We start from the raw sequence: 21,866 nt of genomic DNA on the forward strand, positions 1-21,866 counted from the left end.
CCCCCGGCGAGGTCTTCCCCCGCCGCAAGCCCGCCCCGCCGCCCTCGAACCCGCCGCAGCAGCTCGCCGCGGGCTGAGCAGCGCCCGGGCCGTTCCCCGCGCCCGCACGCACCCCCGGCCCCGCCCGCGTCCGGTCCGTGGCTACCCTGGACGCATGGACTACGTCTCCGCGCTCGTGCCCCCGGTCGTCATGGCCGTGCTCTTCATCGGCGTGATCAGGGTGATCGTGAAGACCCAGGGCGGGGCCAACAAGGCCAAGGAGGACGCGGCCGTCGACGCGGTCCTCGCGCGCGTGGAGGGCACCAAGCAGTCCTCCGCGCACAGCGACGCTTAGCCTCCCGGCCACCGCACCCTCACCGGCGTACGACTCTCGTTTTCCGAGTCGTACGCCCTTTTTGTTCCTGTTTGCCGGTTAACCGCACGTCCGGCAGGCCAATGACGGTTTCTCCCACTATTGTGCTGAGCTGTGCCTCGCCCATTGGGAGAACTCGAAGACGCGGTCATGACGCGGGTGTGGAAGTGGAACCGCCCGGTGACCGTTCGAGAAGTCCTGGAAGACCTTCAACGGGAACGGTCCATCGCCTACACCACGGTGATGACCGTTTTGGACAATCTCCATCAGAAGGGTTGGGTGCGACGGGAGGCCGAAGGGCGTGCCTATCGATATGAAGCCGTCTCCACCCGGGCCGCCTACGCCGCGGCGCTGATGAACGACGCCTGGTCGCAGAGTGACAACCCCGCCGCCGCTCTCGTCGCGTTCTTCGGCATGATGAGCGAGGAACAGCGTCAGTCGCTGCGGGACGCCGTACACATCGTCCAAGGACCGGAAACCGTCGAAGCCCCCCGGGATACCGCTGCCGAAACCGGTCGTGAGAACCCCGGCTCGGCACCGGAGGGCAACGGGCGATAGCGTCCGCACATGTCAGCAGAGAGCTCGTCCGCGCGGAGTCCCGAAGTCAGCGCAAAAGCCATCACGGTCCGGCGGGCCCGCACCAGCGATGTCCCGGCCGTACGCAGTCTCCTCGACGAGTACGTCCGCGCCCGCATCCTGCTCGACAAAGCCACCGTGACGCTTTACGAGGACATCCAGGAGTTCTGGGTCGCCGAACGCGATGACAACGGTGAGGTGGTCGGCTGCGGCGCACTGCATGTCATGTGGGAAGACCTCGCTGAAGTGCGCACTCTCGCCGTGAAGCTCGGACTGAAGGGTGCCGGTGTCGGTCATCAGCTGCTGGAGAAGTTGCTGCACACCGCGCGCTGGCTCGGTGTTCGCCGGGTTTTCTGTCTGACCTTCGAAGTGGACTTCTTCGGCAAGCACGGCTTCGTCGAGATCGGCGAGACTCCGGTCGACACCGATGTCTACGCGGAGCTGCTGCGTTCCTATGACGAGGGTGTCGCGGAGTTCCTCGGTCTCGAACGAGTGAAACCGAACACCTTGGGCAACAGTCGGATGCTTCTGCATCTGTGATCGTCATGCCCTATTCCATGGGGCGGCCCTGCCCAGGTTCCCTATGTCCGAAACGCGCATGTTTCCGGACCGGAGCTGGCCAGTCCGTCTCTCCCAGGGGTTTGTGTTTTCCCAGCAAAAGCGGTTTGCTTTCCGACGTACTGCAGTACTGCATATAACAGGGGGCGGCGAAACGGCGGACGCCGCAGACCCCAGTCCCTCAAGTTATCGATGAAAGGAAATCCGGTGGCACAGAAGGTTCAGGTCCTTCTTGTCGACGACCTCGACGGCGGCGAGGCGGACGAGACCGTGACGTTCGCGCTGGACGGCAAGACGTACGAGATCGATCTCACGACTGCCAATGCGGACAAGCTCCGTGGCCTTCTCGAGGCCTACGTGAAGGGCGGTCGTCGCACCGGAGGCCGCGCTGCGGGAGGCCGCGGAAAGGCGCGCGTCACTTCCGGCGGCAGCCAGGACACCGCGCAGATCCGCGCGTGGGCGAAGGAGAACGGTCTCGAGGTCAATGACCGCGGCCGTGTTCCCGCGTCCATCCGCGAGGCCTACGAGAAGGCCAACGCCTGAGTGCGACGCCTATGAACAGGCGGGCGGCTGAGCGCGGGCGCGCAGCCGCAGGCGGTGGCAGGACGTCGCCACCGTGGCCAGCAGCCTTACGAGATCGGGGGCGCCCCCACCGCCCCCCAAGGCCGACAGCGTCGGCAGCGAGGTCTCGACCTCGCACCCCGGCACGGGGGGCCGCAGCCACACGGCGGCCCCCTGCAAGGCACCGGAGCGGCCGGCGGGAAGCGGTCGCGATCCGGTAGGGCCCGGCTCGGGAAGACACCGCGCGGCGCCGGACCCGGGCGCGAGAGGACGTCGTACGACGTCGGCGGATCCCGGCCCGGGAAGAAGCCGTACGACTCCGGCGGGCGCCCCCGGTGCGGGAGGCAGCGGTGCGTCCATCACCCCGCCCTCGCCGATCGCCGCCAGATCGAGCGGTAGCGCGCCCCACTCCAGCCAGTCCAGCACCCCCGGCACCTCGTCCGCGCTGCCCGCGGCCAGCAGCAGCCGCATCCGGTCGCCCTGTACGGCCACCGGGGAGCCCGGCGCCAGATGGCGCAGGCCGGCCCGGCCCGCCTCGAGCGGCACGTCCAGGACGTCGAAGCGCGGGCCCACGGAAAGTCGCAGCGGAGATCCCGGGGGCCCGGGCACCGTCGGCCATCCCAGTTCGTTCTCGTACCACCGGCGGACCTGATCGCTCGACTCGAGCGGCCGGCGGGGGAAGGGGACCGTGGTGACCGGGGGGACTGTGCCAACCATGCCAAGTGAAACCTCCGGAAGGACGCCCGAGTTACGCTGGGTGTTCCCGCAGTAGCGCAGAGTTCCGAAAGAGGGGGCGTTCGGGGGTGTGGCGCGGCGCAAGGTTGTTCGCCCGTAGCGGAGGGAACCGGTGCGCTCGGCATGGAGTGTCCGTCCCAGCGGGTAAGACATCCCTAGTGGGAGGGGGCGACACGCAGGACAGGACGTCTCACGTTCGCCATCGGCGTACTGGAGGTAGGGGTAACTGCCTGGCCTGCGGGAACATCGTCTCGCACCATCGGGTTGGAGCAGATGTCGGCGTTCGGGGTCAGGAGGCCATCGACGGTGTCGGCAGTTGGAATGAGCGGTCCCCGCTTGCGGGACTAAGCTGCGGAAGGACAGGGAGGGGAAGTTCCCCCCACTGCCTGACCGCTCTGAGGAGCGATTAACGATGTTCGAGAGGTTCACCGACCGCGCGCGGCGGGTTGTCGTCCTGGCTCAGGAAGAAGCCCGGATGCTCAACCACAACTACATCGGCACCGAGCACATCCTCCTGGGCCTGATCCACGAGGGTGAGGGTGTCGCCGCCAAGGCCCTTGAGAGCCTCGGGATTTCGCTCGAGGCGGTCCGCCAGCAGGTGGAGGAGATCATCGGGCAGGGGCAGCAGGCCCCGTCCGGGCACATCCCCTTCACCCCCCGTGCCAAGAAGGTCCTGGAGCTGTCGCTCCGCGAGGCCCTTCAGCTGGGCCACAACTACATCGGCACGGAGCACATCCTGCTCGGCCTGATCCGCGAGGGCGAGGGCGTCGCCGCCCAGGTCCTCGTCAAGCTGGGCGCAGATCTCAACCGGGTGCGGCAGCAGGTCATCCAGCTGCTCTCCGGCTACCAGGGCAAGGAGACCGCCGGCGCCAGCGGCGGGCCTGCCGAGGGCACCCCCTCGACGTCCCTGGTCCTCGACCAGTTCGGCCGGAACCTCACCCAGGCCGCTCGTGAGTCCAAGCTCGACCCGGTCATCGGGCGCGAGAAGGAGATCGAGCGGGTCATGCAGGTGCTGTCCCGCCGTACCAAGAACAACCCGGTCCTGATCGGTGAGCCCGGCGTCGGCAAGACCGCCGTCGTCGAGGGCCTCGCCCAGGCCATCGTCAAGGGCGAGGTGCCCGAGACCCTCAAGGACAAGCACCTCTACACCCTCGACCTCGGCGCGCTCGTCGCCGGCTCCCGCTACCGCGGTGACTTCGAGGAGCGCCTGAAGAAGGTGCTCAAGGAGATCCGCACCCGCGGCGACATCATCCTGTTCATCGACGAGCTGCACACGCTGGTCGGTGCGGGTGCCGCCGAGGGCGCCATCGACGCGGCCTCGATCCTGAAGCCGATGCTGGCCCGCGGCGAGCTGCAGACCATCGGTGCCACCACGCTGGACGAGTACCGCAAGCACCTGGAGAAGGACGCGGCCCTCGAGCGCCGCTTCCAGCCCATCCAGGTCGCCGAGCCCTCGCTCCCGCACACGATCGAGATCCTCAAGGGTCTGCGCGACCGGTACGAGGCCCACCACCGCGTCTCCATCACTGACGAGGCGCTGGTCCAGGCCGCGACGCTGGCCGACCGCTACATCTCGGACCGCTTCCTTCCCGACAAGGCGATCGACCTGATCGACGAGGCGGGCTCCCGGATGCGCATCCGCCGGATGACGGCTCCGCCGGACCTCCGCGAGTTCGACGAGAAGATCGCCGGTGTCCGCCGGGACAAGGAGTCCGCGATCGACTCGCAGGACTTCGAGAAGGCCGCGTCCCTGCGCGACAAGGAGAAGCAGCTCCTCGCCGCGAAGGCCAAGCGGGAGAAGGAGTGGAAGGCCGGCGACATGGACGTCGTCGCCGAGGTCGACGGCGAGCTGATCGCCGAGGTCCTCGCGACCGCCACCGGCATCCCGGTCTTCAAGCTGACCGAGGAGGAGTCCTCGCGTCTGCTGCGCATGGAGGACGAGCTCCACAAGCGGGTCATCGGCCAGGTCGACGCCGTCAAGGCCCTGTCGAAGGCGATCCGTCGTACGCGTGCGGGCCTCAAGGACCCGAAGCGTCCCGGTGGTTCGTTCATCTTCGCCGGCCCCTCCGGTGTCGGTAAGACCGAGCTGTCCAAGGCGCTCGCCGAGTTCCTCTTCGGTGACGAGGACGCGCTGATCTCCCTCGACATGTCGGAGTTCAGCGAGAAGCACACGGTCTCGCGTCTCTTCGGTTCGCCCCCCGGCTACGTGGGCTACGAAGAGGGCGGCCAGCTGACGGAGAAGGTGCGGCGCAAGCCGTTCTCGGTGGTTCTCTTCGACGAGGTCGAGAAGGCCCACCCGGACATCTTCAACTCGCTGCTCCAGATCCTGGAGGACGGTCGTCTGACCGACTCCCAGGGCCGGGTCGTGGACTTCAAGAACACGGTCATCATCATGACGACCAACCTCGGCACCCGGGACATCTCCAAGGGCTTCAACCTGGGCTTCGCGGCCTCCGGTGACAAGAAGTCCAACTACGAGCGCATGAAGAACAAGGTCTCGGACGAGCTCAAGCAGCACTTCCGGCCCGAGTTCCTCAACCGCGTCGACGACGTGGTCGTCTTCCCGCAGCTGACGCAGGAGGACATCCTGCGGATCGTCGACCTGATGGTCGGCAAGGTCGACGAGCGCCTGAAGGACCGGGACATGGGCATCGAGCTCTCCCAGTCCGCCAAGGAGCTGCTGTCCAAGAAGGGTTACGACCCGGTGCTGGGTGCGCGGCCGCTGCGTCGCACCATCCAGCGCGAGATCGAGGACACGCTCTCCGAGAAGATCCTCTTCGGTGAGCTGCGTCCCGGTCACATCGTGGTCGTGGACACGGAGGGCGAGGGCGAGACCCAGACCTTCACGTTCCGTGGCGAGGAGAAGTCGGCGCTGCCGGATGTTCCGCCGATCGAGCAGGCGGCCGGTGGGGCTGGGCCGAATCTGAGCAAGGACGCGTAACCCCCTCGGGGATTGCGCGGAGAAGGGGCCGGTGCCGTGGAGGCGCCGGCCCCTTCGGCGTGCGTGGCGGGGGCCGTCACCCCGGGCGCCTTGTCAGGGGACTCGACCGTGACGTCCGCGTCCGGGAAGACGTCCCGGTACCGGTCGACCTCGATGGTCCGGTCCGGGGCGGGGGCCAGGATCACCTTGACGACGCGGGGGCAGCACAGAGCCAGCCTTGACAGTTCCTCCCTGCCGTTCAGTTGTGTCACCCGCAGTACCTCGACGCCCGGCATCTGCGGAGTGTCGTCAAGGAGGTCCAGCACCGAGTTGTGCAGGGTCAGGTGGGTGAGCCGCGGCAGCCGTGCGATCGCTTCCCAGTCCCTTCGCCACAGACGGCCGGGGCGCGACCCCAGGTCGAGGGCCCGCAGCGTGGGCCACTGGCCGATGTCCTCGAGCCCTCGGCTTTCCACCGCCCCGTGGGACAGGAACAGGAACTCGAGCGGAGCCGTGGTGGGGAGGAACATGGACAGGGGGACGCCCCAGGAGAGTTCTCCGTCGAGTCCCAGGTGGCGGAGCCCGTGGCATCGGTCCAGGCCGGTGAACTGGGCGCCGCGACCGGTCCAGCACATGTGAAGCTCGGTGAGCTGCGTGTCGGCGAGCGGTGACAGGTCTGCGATCCCGGGACAGCGGTGCAGGTGCAGATAGGTCAGACCGGGCGCGGAACGCAGCGGCGTCAGATCGCTCAGCAGGGTGTTCTCGTAGACCACCAGGTGACTGAGGGACTCCTTGCTCAGCGCCGCGAGGAGGGGTGCCGGGTCGTGGGTCCCGTTGAAACGGACCCTGGGCCGGGGGCCGAGCCGGGGCAGTGCGCGCAGCTGGGCTTCCTCCCGCACCGTGATGAAGAGGTCGGCGGCGGCCACGTGCGCAAGGACCTCGTCGGCGTATTCGTCTGCGTCGAACTGGATCCAGGCTCCGACGAGTTGTGAGCGCACCGCCAGATCGGGGTGGCTCCGGAACTCTTTCAGGACGGGCAGCGCCCCCTCGGTGCCCACCAGTGCGGCCGTGCGCGTCACCGCGGCCGCCTCCGCCGCGGTCAGCCTTTCCGGCCCGGGCAACAGCTCCAGGATCAGTGGGCCGGCCTGGGCGAGGACCTGTGCCTCCGCCTTGGTCTGCGGCGGTATCAGCAGGGCCGCCCGCTCCTCGACCTCCGCCCGCACCTGTGGGAGCAGGGACGTCGCGTCCTCCAGGCAGGCCAGGGCCAGCAGATCGGTGCGGGTGTGGCCGAGGGGTTGTGCTGCTCGGCGACGTGGGGAAGGTAGCGGCGTTCGAACGCGGCGTCGCGGGTGTCGGGGCGGGGATGCGCGTGATCAACTCGTCGAGCCGGGCGATCAGTTCCGACTGGACGCGGGTCTGCTCCACCAGTGTCCGCGCCACGAACGTGGACCGGCGTGTGAAGAAGTCCAGGATGTGGAGGCAGGCCCACTCGGTCGCGGAGTCGAGGAAATGGGCGGCGTCGGTGGAGAGGCCGACGGGTGGGGGTGCCTGGGCGCGGAGCTGTCGGGCGAGTTCGCGGTGGCCCAGGCGTACGGCTTGTACGTCGTCCATGTCCAGGTCGCCGAGGGCGAGAAGGCGGGCGGTCACGGCGTCGGTGACCGCTGGTTCCTCGTCGGCGGGGAACGGGGGTTCGCCGGGGGAGTCCGCCGCCGCGCCGACCAGCCGTCGGGCCAGGGCGCGGACCTCCTTCTCGCCCAGCGTCCGCTTCTCGCCGCGGAAGGAGACCAGGGCGGTCAGGCGTACCGGCTTGTCGACGAGGCCCGCTCCCGGGGCGTCCGCTACGAAGAGTTTCCGTACGAGGGAGGCCACCAGGCCGGACGCGAGCTTGCTGCCGAGTACCGCCGGATCCATCCGCCCCACCCCCGTGATCACGCGAACGAGGGTGAGGCTACCCGGAGTTGGGCTGGGAGATTCAGGACAGCTGGCCGTCGTAGTCCGGGAGCTTGTACGTCTTCTCGGCGTGGCCGCCCGACAGGTCGGTGGCGCTGTTGCCGATGTTCGCGATGATCGTGTAGCCCTTCTTCTCGATGGTGACGCGCTGGGCGGTCTTGTAGGCGGCGACGTCCTTGAAGAGGTCGATGAAGCTGCGGACGTAGAGGCCGGAGACGTCGTAGCCGACGTGATCGAGGTTGTAGTCGGTGACCGAGTAGATGATGCCGGGGCGGGCTGTCACGAAGAAGAGGGATACGCCGTGGTCCTGGGCGTATTCCGCCACGTCCAGGACCGGCTCGTTGGCCGGCTGGGGGTAGCTGAAGCCGAAGTCGGTTTCCAGGGTGGTGTTGTCGATGTCGAAGACGATGGCCTGCTTCTCGCCCGGCTTGGCGGCGGCGATCCGCTGCTTCAGGTACGGCAGCGCCTGGTCCATGACCGTCCGGCAGTCCTGCTGCCAGGTGGTGTAGTCGACGTCTTCGGTGGTCGCGGCCTCGGCCGGGGCGGCCAGTGACACGAGGGCCGCCGTGGAGACGGCGGTGACGGCCATACGGCGCACCAAGGGGCGTCGGTTCGTCATCTGTGGGGGGTCCTCTCACGTCAGTAACGCTGCCGTTGTCGCGTGCATGTTCGTTGGCGTGGGTGGCGCGAGGGGAACCGTAGGGTTACTGGGGGGTAAGTGCCAAGAGGTGTGCGTCACATGATTTCGGGGCCGGGGCTCCGAGGGCCTGGGTGGCCGGTGATATGACGCACAGGCGATTTGTCCGTTACTAGGGGGAATAGTGGAAAGCCCGGATTGGGCAAAAAGGACTTTCGTCCCAGAACTACCGGGAAGGTTATGCCGTCCTGGGTGGATTCGTTCCAGATACGCGCTCTGTCAAGAAGCGGGAAGTTTTGGGGTGAAGTACTAGCTTCCGTCGTAGATCGGCGGTTTGGGGCTTCCGGGACCTCGGGGTTACCAAGGGATGCCCCATCCGGTGACGGCTTGTGCGCCGGGTGGCTTTTCTGTCCCCGTCCCCATGAGGTTTCGATGTCCCAGCGCGTTTCGTCTCGTTCTTCCCGTACGTCCCTGCTCCGCACCCGGGCCGCCGTGGTGGCCGTCGGTCTGGGGGCCGCGGCCGTGCTGGGGACCGGGGTCGCGGCGGCCGCGGAGACCGGCAAGACCGTCTCCTGGGTCGACCCGGTCAAGAAGTACAAGCTCAGCGCGAGCTTCGCGCAGTCCGGTGCCCTGTGGCAGTCCACCCACAGCGGGCAGGACTTCGCCGTGGCCAGCGGCACCCAGGTCTTCGCCGCGCACGGCGGGACCGTCGTCAAGGCCGGCGGCAACGGTGCCGGTGACGGACCGGCGTACGGCAATGCCATCGTCATCAAGCACGCCAACAAGACCTACTCGCAGTACGCCCATCTCTCACGCATCGACGTGAAGGTCGGCCAGGTCGTCAAGACCGGTCAGCGCATCGCCCTGTCCGGCAACACGGGCAACTCCAGCGGCCCGCACCTGCACTTCGAGATCCGTACGACCGCCAACTACGGCTCGGCGATCGACCCCGTCGCCTTCCTGCGCACCAAGGGCGTGACCGTCTAAGCCTTCTTGCGGGCGCCTTCGTGGGCCTGGGTCACCAGGTCCGACGCCACCTCCAGGACCGCCCTGCGCTTGTCCTCGGGGTCGCCCGCGAGGTCCTGGAGGAAGAAGATCCCGGCGTGCAGGGTGAAGATCGCGCTGGTGTAGCGGACCTGGTCGACCAGGTCCGCCTTCGGGTCGATCATGATGTCGCGCAGCCCCTGCATGCGCTCCTTGAAGGTCTCGCCGACCCGCAGTTCCCGTACGGTCGCCTGGTTCTCCTGCATGAAGCGGAACAGGGGGGCGGCGTTGGCGAGGATGCCGCTGTAGCGCCGTACGATCTCCTGCTTCGTCTCCAGGGTGTGCGGCTGCCGCCTGCCCCACTCGATCAGGTCGAGGATCGGCTGGGTCAGATCGTCGAAGATGCTGACCAGGATCTCTTCCTTGGTCTTGAAGTGGTAGTAGAGCGCTGCCTTGGTGACCTCCAGGCTCTCGGCGATCTCGCGCAGAGAGGTCTTCTCGTAGCCCTGCTCGGCGAAGAGATCGAGCGCCACGTCCTGGATGCGCTGGCGGGTGTCCCCGCGGCGCCGCTGCTTGGTGCCGTCCATGGTGCCGCCCACTCTCCGTGAAGCTCCGTGAAGCCATTGGCTTTGAGCAAAACTTACTTGACGCCCGGCTAGTTACGGGTCTACCTTCCCAGTGTAGTCAACTTGCCGGGCGGCAAGTAAGTAGCTGGGGGAGTGGGAGTCATGGCGGACACACAGACGAAGGCCGAGCCGGAAGACGGCAAGCAACCGAAGAGTGTGCGGGTGGTCCTGCTCGCGCTGATGATCACGATGATGCTGGCGATGCTCGACAACATGATCGTGGGCACCGCGATGCCGACGATCGTCGGTGAGCTGGGCGGGCTCGAGCATCTGTCATGGGTCGTGACGGCGTACACGCTGGCGACCGCGGCCTCCACCCCGCTGTGGGGGAAGATCGGTGACATGTACGGGCGCAAGGGCGTCTTCATGTCGTCGATCGTGCTCTTCCTGGTCGGGTCGGCGCTCAGCGGCATGGCCCAGGACATGGGACAGCTCATCGGGTTCCGGGCCGTTCAGGGCCTTGGCGCCGGCGGTCTGATGGTCGGTGTCATGGCGATCATCGGTGACCTCATTCCGCCGCGGGAACGGGGCAAGTACCAGGGCATGATGGCCGGCGTCATGGCGCTCGCCATGATCGGCGGACCGCTGGTCGGCGGCACCATCACCGACCACTGGGGCTGGCGCTGGGCCTTCTACATCAACCTGCCGCTCGGTGTCGTCGCGCTCGCCGCGATCAGCGCCGTGCTGCATCTGCCGAAGAAGCGGGCCAAGGCGCGCATCGACTATCTCGGTGCCGGGCTGCTGACCGTGGGCATCACCGCGATCGTGCTGGTCACCACATGGGGCGGTACGGAGTACGCCTGGTCCTCCGCACGGATCATGGAGCTCATCGGCATCGGTGTCGCCGCGCTCATCGGGTTCGTGTTCTGGCAGACCAAGGCCGCCGAGCCGGTGGTGCCGCTGCACATCTTCCGCAGCCGCAACTTCACGCTGATGTCCCTCATCGGCTTCGTCACCGGGTTCGTGATGTTCGGTGCGACGCTGTTCCTGCCGCTGTACCAGCAGTCCGTGCAGGGTGCGTCCGCGACCAACTCCGGGTTGCTGCTCCTTCCGATGCTCGGTGCGATGCTCGTGACGTCGATGGTGGCGGGGCGGGTGACCACGAACACCGGGCGGTACAAGGTGTTCCCGGTCGTCGGCAGTGTGCTGATGGTCGTCGGGCTGTACCTGCTGTCGCTGATGGACACGGACACCTCGCGGTTCACGTCCGGGGTGTACATGGCCGTCGTCGGGCTCGGCATGGGCTGTCTGATGCAGATCACCATGCTGGTCGCGCAGAACAGCGTCGAGATGAAGGACATGGGCGTCGCGTCGTCGTCCACGACTCTCTTCCGTACGCTCGGTTCCTCCTTCGGTGTTGCGATCATGGGCGCGCTGTTCAACAGCCGGGTCCAGGACGTCATGGCCGAGCGGGGTGGGGCGATCGGGGCGAAGATGACCGAGTCGTCCGCGCAGCTGGATGCGGCGAGTCTGGCGAAGCTGCCGGATGCGGCCCGTGAGGCGTATCAGCATGCGGTGTCGGCCGGTACGCACTCGGCGTTCCTGCTGGGGGCTGTGGTGGCGGTGCTGGCGCTGGTCGCGGCGGTGTTCGTGAAGGAGGTTCCGCTGAAGGGGGCGGGGCCGAAGGACGAGACGGAGGAGGCGGCGGCGCCTATGCAGGTCGTCGAGGCCGTCTGATCCGAACCTGAGCTGAAGGCCTCCCGGCTGGTGTCCGCCCCGGGGGGTCTTCGCGTTTTCCTGACCAGGCCTGGTTCTCGGACGCCGGGCGGGTCGGCGGCCTTGAACGTCGGGTGGGCTGCGGTGTGGCGCTACGGCATCATCGGGTAGCTTCCCGTGTTTGTCGGTGCGTGTTCCGGTAGCCACAGGACGGCTACCGCGCCCTCTGCCGGGACTCCCTCGGGTGCGCCTGGGGGGCGGATGTTGCGGAAGGTGAGGCGGGCGCCGAGGACTCGGGCCTGGCCGGCGGCGATGGTCAGGCCGAGGCCGTGGCCGTGGCCCGCCCGGTCGGTGCTGCCGGTGCGAAAGCGGCTCGGTCCGTCGGCGAGGAGGTCCTCGGGGAACCCGGGGCCGTGGTCGCGGACCCGGATGACCCGGCCCTCGACGGTGACCTGGATGGGCGGTCTGCCGTGCCGGGCGGCGTTGGCGAGCAGGTTGAACAGCACCCGCTCCAGGCGCCGTGGGTCCGTCGTGACCATCGACTCGTGCACCACCCGGACGTCGATCTCCGGGTCCTTCGCCATCACCCGCCGGGCGACGAACTCGCCCAGCAGGATGTCCTGCAGCTCCGCCCGCTCGGACGCGCTGTCCAGCCGGGCCACCTCCAGGACGTCCTCGACGAGGGTGCGCATGGCCTTCGCCCGGTCCAGGACCAGCTCGGTCGGACGGCCCGGCGGCAGCAGTTCGGCCGCGGTCAGCAGACCGGTCACCGGTGTCCGCAGCTCGTGCGCGATGTCCGCGGTGACCCGCCGCTCCGCCTCCAGGCGCTGCTCCAGCGCTTCCCGCATGGCGTCCACGGCGCTCGCGAGGTCGTCCGTCTCGTCCCGGATGACCCTGCCGATCGCGTCCCGCACCCGCACGTTCGTCTCACCGCTCGCGACCTCGTTGGCGGCGGCCGCGGCCTTGCGCAGCCGGCTCGACAGCCGGCCCCCGATGAGCACGCCGAGCGCGCTGCCACCGAGGACGACCGCGATGGAGCCGATCACCAGGGCCTGGTCCAGGTCCTTGAGGATGTCGGTGCTGCGGTCGGTGAACCCGGTGTGCAGGGACAGCACATTGCCGTCCTTGGCCGGTACGGCCGCCCAGATGTCCGGCGCTCCGCCCGGCCCGTCCGTCACATAGGTCGCCCGGCGTCCCTGCTCGACCTTGTGCCGCAGCGGCATCGGCAGCGACGAGTCGTTCTTCTCGACGTGCGGGAAGTTCGCCAGACCGGTCTTCTCGTAGTTGTTCTGGGCGATCTGGATGCGTTCGTCGGCGAGGTCGCGGGCGTTGTCCAGCATCGAGACCCGGGCGGCGTTGTGCACGACCAGGCTCAGCGCGATCGCGACGAGCGCGCCGACCAGCGCGATGGCCGCGCTGAGCTTCCATCTCAGTCCCGTACGGATGCCCGTACGCTCCAGCCGCGCCGGGACCAGGCGCCGAAGATTCCCCCGCATGTCCGCCCCGCTCAGGCCTTCAACTTGTAGCCGAAACCGCGGACCGTCTCGATCCGGTCCTGGCCGATCTTCGTACGCAGTCGCTGCACATGGACGTCGACGACGCGGGTGTCACCGCCCCAGCCGTAGTCCCACACCCGCTCCAGGAGCTTGTCCCGCGACAGGACCGTGCCCGGCGCGGAGGAGAACTCCAGGAGCAGTCGCATCTCGGTCGGGGTGAGTGCCACCGGCTCCCCGGCCCGGCGCACCTCCATGCCCTCGGTGTCGATCTCCAGCTCGCCGAAGGTCAGCACCCCGCCGTCGGCCGCCGCGCCGCTCTCCTCGGACCGGTCACCGCCGCCCGCGTGCCCGAAGCGGCGCAGCACCGCGCGGATACGGGCGACCAGCACGGCACCGTCGAACGGCTTGGTGACGTAGTCGTCGGCGCCCGCCTCCAGGCCCAGCACCACGTCGATGGAGTCCGCGCGCGCCGACAGCATGATCACCGGCACGGTCGACTCGTCCCGGATACGCCGGCACAGGCTGACGCCGTCCAGGCCCGGAACCATGACGTCCAGCAGGGCGATGTCGGGGCGGTCGGCGCGGAACGCCTCCAGGCCCGACAGCCCGTCGGGCATGGCGGTGACCGCGAAGCCGTCCCGCTCCAGGGCGAGTTGGGTGGCCTCGCGGATGACGTCGTCGTCCTCGACGAACAGAACGTGGGTCTGGTCTGCCATCCCGCTGCTCTCTGTCCTCGTGTCGCTGTCTGGGTGTCGCTGTCTATGGGGAGTCGTGGTGCCGTTGACAGGTGATCGGATCGTAGGCCCCGATCGGTTCACTCCGAGGGCGACGGGGTGGGGCCGAGGTCGCCGAGCTCATTGTGCGCGTACCGCACTTTGACGAAGTGACCCGCCGACGACCACCGGTAGGTGATCACGTCCTCGCCGGACGGGCTCGACACCGGGTCGCCCTTCTCGTACAACTGCCTGCTCACCACCAGGTTGCCGCCGCTGTCTATCTCCGCGTAGACCGGGGACGCCTCGGCGCTGAACACATTCTCGTACGCGCCACCCGCCTCGTGATACACGTACGAGCCGACACCGACACCGTCGCCGCAGGTCAGCACGTTGACCACGACGTCGTCCGACGAGCCTCCGGTCAGATCGCCGTAGGCCACGTCGAGCGGGTACTCGTCCGCGACGCACGGCTTGAGGTCGTCCTTGACCTCCGCCGAGACCAGCGGGTCGCTCTTGACCAACTTGACCGCTGCCGTATGGCTCAGGGAGTCGGAATCGGAGCCGGAGTCGGACGCGTAGGCAGAGGGCGCGGCGGCTGGGGCTCTGGAGGGTGTGGCCGAGGACGCGGCGCCCCCCACCGCCATGTCGGTGCTCGACGAGGACTCGACGAAGGCCGGCCCCTCGTCACGGGTGCCGGTGCCGCCGGTGGCGCAGGCGGAGACGAAAAGGGCGAGGGCGGCGAGCACGGCCACCGCCGTGAACGCCGCCTGCAAAGTGCCCCGGCCCGGTGAGGGGTCCGCGTCGGTCAGGCCGCCGTGCAACGCTCCCGCTCCTCACGCTCCAGCGCGCGTGCGTCCAGATCGCGGCTCTCCAGCTCCTCGCGGAGCCTGGCGAGGGCCCGGTGCAGCGTGCTCTTGACCGTTCCGGCCGACATGCCGAGGGCGGCGGCCGTCTCCTCCGTGGACATCTGCTCCCAGTGTCGCAGCACGACCACGCTGCGCTGCTTGGGGGCGAGCACTTTCATGATGTCCATCAGCAGGGCGCGGTCCGCGTGCTGCTCGGTGGCGTCGTCGACCGAGGCGTCCGGGAGCTGCTCGGTCGGCACCTCCTCCAGCTTGCGGGCCCGCCACCACTCGGTGCGGGTGTTGATCATGACCCGGCGCAGGTAGGCGTCCGCGAGTCGCTTGTCCGCGATGCCGTCCCAGCGGTGGTACGTCCGTGCCAGCGCCGTCTGCAGGAGGTCCTGGGCGTCGACCGGGTCCGGGACCAGACGACGGGCGCTGCGCAGCAACGCGTCCTGCCGGGTGCGGACGTACTCCTCGAACTCGAGCACCTCGCCCTGCGCCATGATCGACCGCCTCCATCCCCGTGTCCGACCCGCCCGCTGCCGGTTCTCCGTTGCCCGTGTGCCGCTCTCCTGCGGTACGCCAATGAAGCTACGGAGCTGTTGTCACGGGGCTGTGCGGGACAGCGCGCGGCCAGCGCTCGGCTGTCCGTCGGTTGTGTAACGGAAGCAGGAAAGGGGTAAACCGGCGCACCGAATAGCGCCGGTTCAGGGTGATTTGGCCATGTGGAGTGGTGCTGTTACGTCAACGGCAGCCGATACAAACCACCGGACAGGGGCTCGACGAGTCCGTCCGCGACGAGTCCGTCGAGCGCTCGCGCGCGCTGCACCGGCTCGTGCCACACCCGGTCGAGCGCGGTCTGCGGCACGGGCGCGTGGGCCTCGCGCAGGACGGCGAGGAGCTTGCCGCGGACCTGGCGGTCGGTACCGGCGTACGTCTGTCCGCGCCGCGGCGGACCGTCGTGCTCCGGCTTGCCCGCGAGCCGCCAGGCGCACTGGGCGGCGATCGGACAGTGGTGGCAGGACTCGTTCCTGGCGGTGCACACCAGCGCGCCGAGCTCCATGGAGGCGGCGGCCCAGCGGGCGGCCGTCCGCTCCTCCTTCGGCAACAGGGCGCGGGCCAGCTTGCGTTCGGCGGCGGTGGTGGCGTTCGGCGGGTACTGCACGCCGGTGACGGCCCGCGCGAAGACGCGGCGGACATTGGTGTCGAGGACCGCGTGGCGCTGTCCGTACGCGAAGGAGGCGACCGCCGCGGCCGTGTACTCCCCGATGCCGGGCAGCGCGAGAAGCTGGGCGTGGTCGGCGGGTACGTCGCCGCCGTGCCGTTCGGTTATCGCGACGGCCGCCCCGTGCAGGCGCAGGGCGCGACGCGGATAGCCGAGCCGGCCCCACGCGCGCACAGCCTCACCGGGGGCCTCCCCGGCGAGGTCGGCGGGGCGCGGCCAGCGGGCCAGCCACTGCTCGTACACCGGCAGGACGCGGCTGACCGGCGTCTGCTGCAACATGAACTCGCTGACCATCACCCCCCACGGCCCGGCCTGCGGGCGCCGCCACGGCAGGTCGCGGGCGTGCTCGTCGAACCAGTCGATGACAGGGGGGTGCAGGTGCTCTCCGCCGGGAGACTCGGAGAGGGGGTCGGAGGGGCTGCTGTGCGGGGGCTTCGTGGGCGCAGTCATGGCCTTCCGATCCTGCCATGCGAGGGAGGGCGCGCGGGGGAAGCGCCACCTCTCAGGGGTACGGCGGGGAGGGGCGCGTGGGGGCAGTGCCGGAGAGAGACGGCGTCCGAGGAGAGGAAGCGGCGAGTTTCGGCGGTATGCCATACCCACGTAGGAGTGTCATGTGGGAGAGCAGTGATGTCACAGAGGGTAGGCGACTGGCTGAATCGGTCACGCCCCGCGATCATGATGCGCCCGAGCCAGTGAAGGGCGGCCGAGTGAACCGCCGTCTCCGGAATGATGATCCGGAAAAGTTGTGGTCCCCGGCGGCGGGTAGGGGCGGCGAAGGCGCCGATCTCTCGTACAGTTTGCGCCGTGGGATCTCTGCGCAATCCGGTCGGGCCGCTTCCCTCCACCATCTACTGGCGACGGAGGGCCGTACTGCTGTCTGTGCTGGCCCTGTTGGCGTTGCTGATCGCCTGGGTCGTCTCCTCGGGCGGCGGCGGAGGCAAGAACGGTGCCGACGGGACCAACGACAAGAATCCCTCGCCCTCGACCATCACGCCGGGGCCGAGCGGTTCCGGGCCGGCGATCAGTCAAGCGCCGGGCGGGCGCGACGAGTCGACGCCGGGCGGCGACTCCGGGGGGACAGAGTCGGGGTCGGGGTCGGGGTCGGACGACGGGTCCGGTGACGGTTCCTCGACTTCCGGTACGGGGTCCGGCTCCGGTGGGTCCGAAGGTGCGGCCGGTGGTGGCGCGGGCAGCGGGGTCGGGCAGGACGACACCCTTCCGGCGGGGTCCGGGTTGCCCAACTGCGCGGTCGGCTCCGTGAAGTTGACCGTGAGCAGCTTCCGCAACGGGTACGGGCCCGGCGAGACGCCGGCGCTGCTGCTGACCGCGGCGAACTCCTCCGGCGGTGACTGCAAGGTCGATCTCGGGCCGAAGAGCGCGGTGTTGACGATTACCGAGGCTGCCGAGGACGACGAGTACTGGTCCTCCGCGGACTGCCCGAAGACCGCGGCGAGCCTGGTGTTCCGGGTACCCGCGGGGAGCAGCATCACGTACACCGTGAAGTGGGACCGGAAGCCGAGTGCTCCGCAGTGTGCGACACCGCCGGCGGGGTCTGCGGGGGCGGGGACGTATCTCGTGGAGTTGGCCGCGCCGGGGTACGCGAAGGTGCAGACGTCGTTCGTTCTTGAAAGCGACTGAGGGGCAGCCGCTTCGGGTTCTCCGTCGGGCGCTGCGCCGTTGTGGCTAGTCGCGGCCACGCGGCGGAGCCGCACATCCATACAGCCCCGCGCCCCTGTGGGGGCGCGCTATACGTACCGTTCCAGGATTGAGCTCTCCGCCAGTCGCGACAAGCCCTCTCGTACGCTCCTCGCCCGCGCCTCGCCGACGCCGTCCACCGTCTGCAGGTCGTCCACGCTCGCGGCCAGCAGCTTCTGCAGGCCGCCGAAGTGTTCCACCAGGCGGTCGATGATCGCGCCCGGCAGCCTCGGCACCTTCGCCAGCAGGCGGAAGCCTCGCGGCGAGACCGCCGAGTCCAGCGCCTCCGGAGAGCCGGTGTAGCCCAACGCCCGTGCCACCGTGGACAGTTCGAGGAGCTCGGCGTGAGTGAGGGCGTTGAGCTCGTACAGGGCCTCGTCGACCGTGCGGGAGCGCTTGGCCGTGGGCTCGGGGACGTAGTCCCGGACCACCAGCTCGCGCTCGGGCTCCACGCCGGCGATCAACTCGTCGAGCTGGAGGGCGAGGAGACGTCCGTCGGTGCCGAGTTCGAGCACGTACTCGGCGATCTCCGTCGCGATGCGGCGGACCATCTCCAGCCGCTGCGCCACCGCCGACACGTCCCGGACCGTCACGAGGTCCTCGATCTCCAGCGCTGACAACGTTCCCGCGACCTCGTCCAGGCGGAGCTTGTAGCGCTCCAGGGTCGCCAGGGCCTGGTTCGCGCGGGACAGGATCGCCGCCGAGTCCTCAAGGACGCGGCGCTGGCCGTCGACGTAGAGGGCGATCAGGCGCATGGACTGGGAGACCGACACCACCGGGAAGTCGACCTGCTTGGAGACGCGGTCCGCCGTGCGGTGGCGTGTACCCGTCTCCTCCGTGGGGATCGTCGGGTCGGGCACCAGCTGCACACCCGCCCGCAGGATCTTCGATCCGTCCGTGGAGAGCACGATGCCGCCGTCGAGTTTGCACAGCTCACGCAGACGTGTGGCCGTGAACTCGACATCCAGGACGAAACCGCCCGTGCACATCGGCTCGACGGTCTTGTCGAAACCGAGCACGATGAGTCCGCCCGTGTTGCCGCGGAGAATCCGCTCGAGGCCGTCGCGCAGGGCCGTGCCGGGTGCCACGGCGCTCAGTGAGGCGCGCATCAGGCCATCGGCACCGGAGCTCCCACCGGACTTTCCGGGAGCTGCTGCCCGGTCGTTGGCTGCCACTGCACTCCTCCGGTCGCAGTTCTGGGACGCTCCCGTTTCGCACCTTCGGTTCGTACGGACGGGCGAGACCAGGGCAAAGTCTACCGGCGCTCCTCCTCGTCCCGTGGGGCGTCTCGCCGACGCGACCGCGGAAGGACTCTCAGGGCCTCTCCTATGTCGGCGACTTCCAGGACCTTCATGCCGGCAGGGATCTTGCCCGGGTCGCCCGGTACGAGCGCGTGGGTGAAGCCCAGACGGTGTGCCTCGGCGAGCCGGCGCTGGACCCCCGTGACCCGTCTGACCTCGCCCGCAAGGCCTACTTCGCCGATCGCGACGAGGTTCTTGGGCAGCGGGGTGTCGCTCGCCGCCGACGCCAGCGCGAGGGCGATGGCGAGGTCCGCGGCCGGCTCCGACAGCTTCACTCCGCCGACCGTCGCGGAGTAGATGTCTCTCTTGCCGAGTGCACTGATCCTGCCTCGCTGCTCCAGGACGGCGAGCATCATCGACACGCGAGAGGTCTCCAGACCCGAGGTCGTGCGGCGAGGTGAGGGGATCTGCGAGTCGACGGTGAGGGCCTGGACCTCGGCGACCAGCGGGCGCCGGCCCTCCAGGGTGACCGTCAGACAGGTTCCGGGGACCGGTTCGTCACGACGGGTCAGGAAAAGTCCGCTCGGGTCGGTAAGGCCCGTAATGCCCCCATCGTGCAGTTCGAAGCAGCCGACCTCGTCCGTCGCTCCGTACCGGTTCTTGACGCCGCGGACCAGACGCAGGCGCGCGTGCCGGTCGCCCTCGAAGGAGAGCACCACGTCCACGAGGTGCTCCAGCAGGCGCGGGCCCGCGATGGCGCCGTCCTTGGTGACATGGCCGACGAGGAGGGTGGACATGCCGCGGTCCTTGGAGGCGCGGATGAGCGCGCCCGCCACCTCCCGCACCTGGGCCATGCCACCGGGGGCGCCGTCGATCTCGGGGGACGCGATCGTCTGTACGGAGTCGAGGATCAGCAGGGACGGCTTCACCGCGTCCAAGTGGCCCAGGACCGCGGCCAGGTCGGTCTCCGCGGCGAGGTACAGATGGTCGTCGATGGCCTTGATGCGGTCGGCGCGCAGCCGGACCTGACTGGCCGACTCCTCACCCGTGACGTACAGGGTGCGGTGCTCGTCGCTGGCCGACTTGGCCGCCACGTCGAGGAGGAGGGTCGACTTGCCCACGCCGGGCTCGCCCGCGAGCAGGACGACCGCGCCGGGTACGAGTCCGCCGCCGAGCACCCGGTCCAGTTCGGGTACGCCGGTGGAGCGGGCGGTGGCCGTGCGGCCGTCGACCTGGCCGATGGGCACGGCGGAGGTGGTGACACGGCCCGGGGCCGTCGTACGCACCGCGGGCGCGCCGTACTCCTCGACCGTGCCCCATGCCTGGCATTCGGGGCAGCGGCCGAGCCACTTCGCCGTCTGCCAGCCGCACTCGGTGCAGCGGTAGGCGGGTCGGTCCTTGGCGGTCTTCGTACGGGCAGCCATGCACGAACCGTAACGGGCGACACTGACAATGCCCGGCGGTGGCCATGAGCGCCCGGTGTCATCCGGCCACCGACGTCAAGAACAGGCCACGGAATCAAGGGTTCCTGTCCTCTTATGAGGGATCGTTTCACCCGTACGGAGTAAAAGTGCTCAAGGGGGAAGAAGGGGCCATCGCCCGCACCCTACGGTCCACGGGTGATGAGCAGCAGTCCGGAGACCTCGACCCGCACCACCGGCGCGCACCGGGCGCAACGGGAGGCGCGTGACCGCGGTGCGGCGCGCACGCTGGCGCAGCGGACGCCGGCGCGCTACGAACCGTATCTGGACGGCCTGTTCACCTACTGCCTGTCCGTGCTGTGCGACCACGACGCGGCCACCGCCGCGCTCGGCGACGTCCTCGCGCTCGCCGAGCGCCGCCGCGGTCCGGAGGCGGCCGGGGACCGCCGGGCCTGGCTGTACGCGCTGGCCCGCTGGGCGTGTCTGCGCAAGCTCGCCGAGGCCAAGCAGAAACGTCAGGCCACCCACGCGGCGGGCCGGCACCACGCCGAGAAGCAGGCGGCCCCGCCCGTCTCCGAGGAGGCCCAGGAGGAGCGCCGGCGCGAACTCGCCCTGCTGGCCTGGCCGGAGGCCGCCGGCACCACCCCTGAGCAGCGCGAGGCCCTCGAACTCGCCGTACGCCACCACCTCGCCGCCCATGAGGTCGCCGCCGTCCTCGGCATGGACCTGGCCGCCGCCCGTGAACTGCTCGCCTCCGCCGCCTGTGAGGTCGAGCGCACGCGCGCGGCCCTCGCCGTGGTGGAGACCGGCACCTGCCCGAGCGTCGCCCGCCTCACCGGCGACCACCAGCTGGTGATCGGCACGGCCCTGCGCCGCGAGCTCGTACGGCATGTCGACGACTGCCCGCGCTGCCGCCGTACCGCCGAGCGCGCGGTCGCCGGCCGCTGGCCCGGGGCGATGATCACCCCCTCCGAGCTGCCCGTCCTGCAGGCCCCGCGCGCGACGCTGCACGTCGCCATGGCGCACTTCTCCCGGGCGTCCGCCCCCCGCTTCGACCGGCGCGGCTTCCCGATGGACCCCAAGGACCGCGCGGCCCGCCGTGACCGCCTACGCGCGCGTGCCGTCACGACGACCGTCGTCGCCACCGTCGTGGCAGCCCCCGTGCTCGCCCTGTGGGCCGCCTACCGGGGCACCCCCACCGCCGAGGGCGCCGAGGGGCGCTCGGCCAGCGCCAGCGAGGCGCACGGCCCCGACGGCCTGGACGGCGAGGCCGCGGGCGGCTACGAGAACGCCGGAAACGCCAGCACCCGGCCCGCCGACCGCTTCACCAAGGGCGACAAACCCGATGTATCGGTCAAGGTCATCAGTGTCACGGGCGCCGGCAAGAAGGGCGCCGGGCAACTGGAGGTCGCGGCCGGCAACAGCGGCGACACCACACTGATCACCCTCACCGCCACCGGCGACAGCCCGGTCCGCTGGTCCGCGAGCACCGGCGCCGCCTGGCTCTACCTCAGCCAGGCCTCGGGAACCCTCGCACCCGGCGAATCGTTGACGATCAAGGTGTACGTCGACCATCTGCGCGAGCCGTCCGGTTACTGGAGCGCGCGCGTGGCCGTCTCGCCCGCCGGTGCCGTCGTCTCCATCGAGGGCTACGGCACCGCGCCCACCCCGACCG

19 protein-coding genes and 1 pseudogene are annotated in these 21,866 nt (G+C 69.4%); 9 read left to right on the plus strand and 11 right to left on the minus strand.

The genetic code is table 11. The features are described 5' to 3' along the window. The first annotated feature begins 154 nt into the window (after positions 1–154). The 4 genes from TN53_RS37430 to TN53_RS37445 all read left to right on the plus strand — a co-directional run bounded on the left by TN53_RS37430 (position 155) and on the right by TN53_RS37445 (position 2,029). Positions 155–334 carry a hypothetical protein gene (locus TN53_RS37430; protein ID WP_046263300.1) on the plus strand — a complete coding sequence of 60 codons (180 nt, stop codon included), beginning with the start codon at positions 155–157 and terminating at the stop codon, positions 332–334. Positions 335–478: 144 nt separating this feature from the next. Beyond that, positions 479–910, plus strand: a complete 432-nt coding sequence (locus tag TN53_RS37435; protein ID WP_095046941.1) for a BlaI/MecI/CopY family transcriptional regulator — start codon at positions 479–481, stop codon at positions 908–910. Positions 911–919: 9 nt separating this feature from the next. Continuing rightward, the gene (locus TN53_RS37440; RefSeq protein ID WP_046263302.1) at positions 920–1,468 is read left to right on the plus strand and encodes an amino-acid N-acetyltransferase; all 549 of its coding nucleotides are present in this window, start codon (positions 920–922) and stop codon (positions 1,466–1,468) included. A gap of 225 nt (positions 1,469–1,693) precedes the next feature. Further along, positions 1,694–2,029 carry a histone-like nucleoid-structuring protein Lsr2 gene (locus TN53_RS37445; RefSeq protein ID WP_046263303.1) on the plus strand — a complete coding sequence of 112 codons (336 nt, stop codon included), beginning with the start codon at positions 1,694–1,696 and terminating at the stop codon, positions 2,027–2,029. Between the two features lie 9 nt (positions 2,030–2,038). On the opposite strand, the gene TN53_RS37450 is transcribed toward TN53_RS37445, so the two are convergent. Next, positions 2,039–2,764, minus strand: coding sequence for an SCO3374 family protein (locus TN53_RS37450; protein WP_046263304.1), 726 nt, complete (start codon positions 2,762–2,764; stop codon positions 2,039–2,041). A gap of 430 nt (positions 2,765–3,194) precedes the next feature. Between TN53_RS37450 and TN53_RS37455 the strand changes: the two genes are divergently transcribed. Beyond that, a complete protein-coding gene (locus TN53_RS37455; protein ID WP_046263305.1) occupies positions 3,195–5,723 on the plus strand; it encodes an ATP-dependent Clp protease ATP-binding subunit in 2,529 nt (842 codons plus the stop codon). A 1,270-nt stretch (positions 5,724–6,993) separates the two neighbouring features. On the opposite strand, the pseudogene TN53_RS49655 reads toward TN53_RS37455, so the two are convergent. Continuing rightward, positions 6,994–7,610, minus strand: a pseudogene (locus tag TN53_RS49655) (ATP-binding protein); the annotation flags it as partial. Between the two features lie 61 nt (positions 7,611–7,671). Beyond that, positions 7,672–8,268, minus strand: coding sequence for an HAD family acid phosphatase (locus tag TN53_RS37470; RefSeq protein WP_046263308.1), 597 nt, complete (start codon positions 8,266–8,268; stop codon positions 7,672–7,674). 450 nt (positions 8,269–8,718) lie between these two features. Between TN53_RS37470 and TN53_RS37475 the strand changes: the two genes are divergently transcribed. Beyond that, entirely contained in the window at positions 8,719–9,273 is a 555-nt protein-coding gene (locus TN53_RS37475; protein WP_046263309.1) for a M23 family metallopeptidase, read from the plus strand. Here the strand turns inward: TN53_RS37475 and TN53_RS37480 are convergent. Next, positions 9,270–9,869, minus strand: coding sequence for a TetR/AcrR family transcriptional regulator (locus TN53_RS37480; RefSeq protein WP_046263310.1), 600 nt, complete (start codon positions 9,867–9,869; stop codon positions 9,270–9,272). The genes TN53_RS37475 and TN53_RS37480 overlap by 4 nt on opposite strands. A 129-nt stretch (positions 9,870–9,998) precedes the next feature. Here TN53_RS37480 and TN53_RS37485 point away from each other — a divergent pair, with 129 nt between their 5' ends. After that, positions 9,999–11,573, plus strand: coding sequence for an MDR family MFS transporter (locus tag TN53_RS37485; protein ID WP_046263311.1), 1,575 nt, complete (start codon positions 9,999–10,001; stop codon positions 11,571–11,573). A 131-nt stretch (positions 11,574–11,704) separates the two neighbouring features. Here the strand turns inward: TN53_RS37485 and cseC are convergent, their stop codons facing one another. The 5 genes from cseC to TN53_RS37510 form a co-directional block, all read right to left on the minus strand. Next, positions 11,705–13,048, minus strand: a complete 1,344-nt coding sequence (cseC, locus tag TN53_RS37490) for a two-component system sensor histidine kinase CseC (protein WP_046263312.1) — start codon at positions 13,046–13,048, stop codon at positions 11,705–11,707. Between the two features lie 11 nt (positions 13,049–13,059). Next, the gene (gene cseB, locus TN53_RS37495; protein ID WP_046263313.1) at positions 13,060–13,764 is read right to left on the minus strand and encodes a two-component system response regulator CseB; all 705 of its coding nucleotides are present in this window, start codon (positions 13,762–13,764) and stop codon (positions 13,060–13,062) included. Positions 13,765–13,862: 98 nt separating this feature from the next. Continuing rightward, entirely contained in the window at positions 13,863–14,585 is a 723-nt protein-coding gene (locus TN53_RS37500; protein ID WP_046263314.1) for a hypothetical protein, read from the minus strand. Continuing rightward, a complete protein-coding gene (locus TN53_RS37505) occupies positions 14,570–15,112 on the minus strand; it encodes a SigE family RNA polymerase sigma factor (RefSeq protein WP_046263315.1) in 543 nt (180 codons plus the stop codon). The genes TN53_RS37500 and TN53_RS37505 overlap by 16 nt, the downstream gene beginning before the upstream one ends. Positions 15,113–15,348: 236 nt before the next feature. Further along, positions 15,349–16,284 (minus strand): A/G-specific adenine glycosylase, encoded by a 936-nt coding sequence (locus TN53_RS37510; protein WP_046263316.1) that lies wholly within the window; start codon positions 16,282–16,284, stop codon positions 15,349–15,351. A 354-nt stretch (positions 16,285–16,638) separates the two neighbouring features. On the opposite strand from TN53_RS37510, the gene TN53_RS37515 reads away from it, so the two are divergent. Continuing rightward, complete coding sequence (locus tag TN53_RS37515) at positions 16,639–17,472, plus strand: hypothetical protein (RefSeq protein ID WP_095046943.1); 834 nt, start codon at positions 16,639–16,641, stop codon at positions 17,470–17,472. Positions 17,473–17,579: 107 nt separating this feature from the next. Here the strand turns inward: TN53_RS37515 and disA are convergent, their stop codons facing one another. Further along, positions 17,580–18,704, minus strand: coding sequence for a DNA integrity scanning diadenylate cyclase DisA (disA, locus tag TN53_RS37520; RefSeq protein WP_046263317.1), 1,125 nt, complete (start codon positions 18,702–18,704; stop codon positions 17,580–17,582). Between the two features lie 80 nt (positions 18,705–18,784). Then, complete coding sequence (radA, locus tag TN53_RS37525; protein ID WP_046263318.1) at positions 18,785–20,194, minus strand: DNA repair protein RadA; 1,410 nt, start codon at positions 20,192–20,194, stop codon at positions 18,785–18,787. 195 nt (positions 20,195–20,389) lie between these two features. Here radA and TN53_RS37530 point away from each other — a divergent pair. Further along, on the plus strand, positions 20,390–21,866 hold a 1,477-nt coding region (locus tag TN53_RS37530; RefSeq protein ID WP_046263320.1), incomplete at its 3' end, for a BACON domain-containing protein.

It is taken from the genome of Streptomyces sp. WM6386 (assembly GCF_000972385.1).
Taxonomy (GTDB): Bacteria; Actinomycetota; Actinomycetes; order Streptomycetales; family Streptomycetaceae; genus Streptomyces.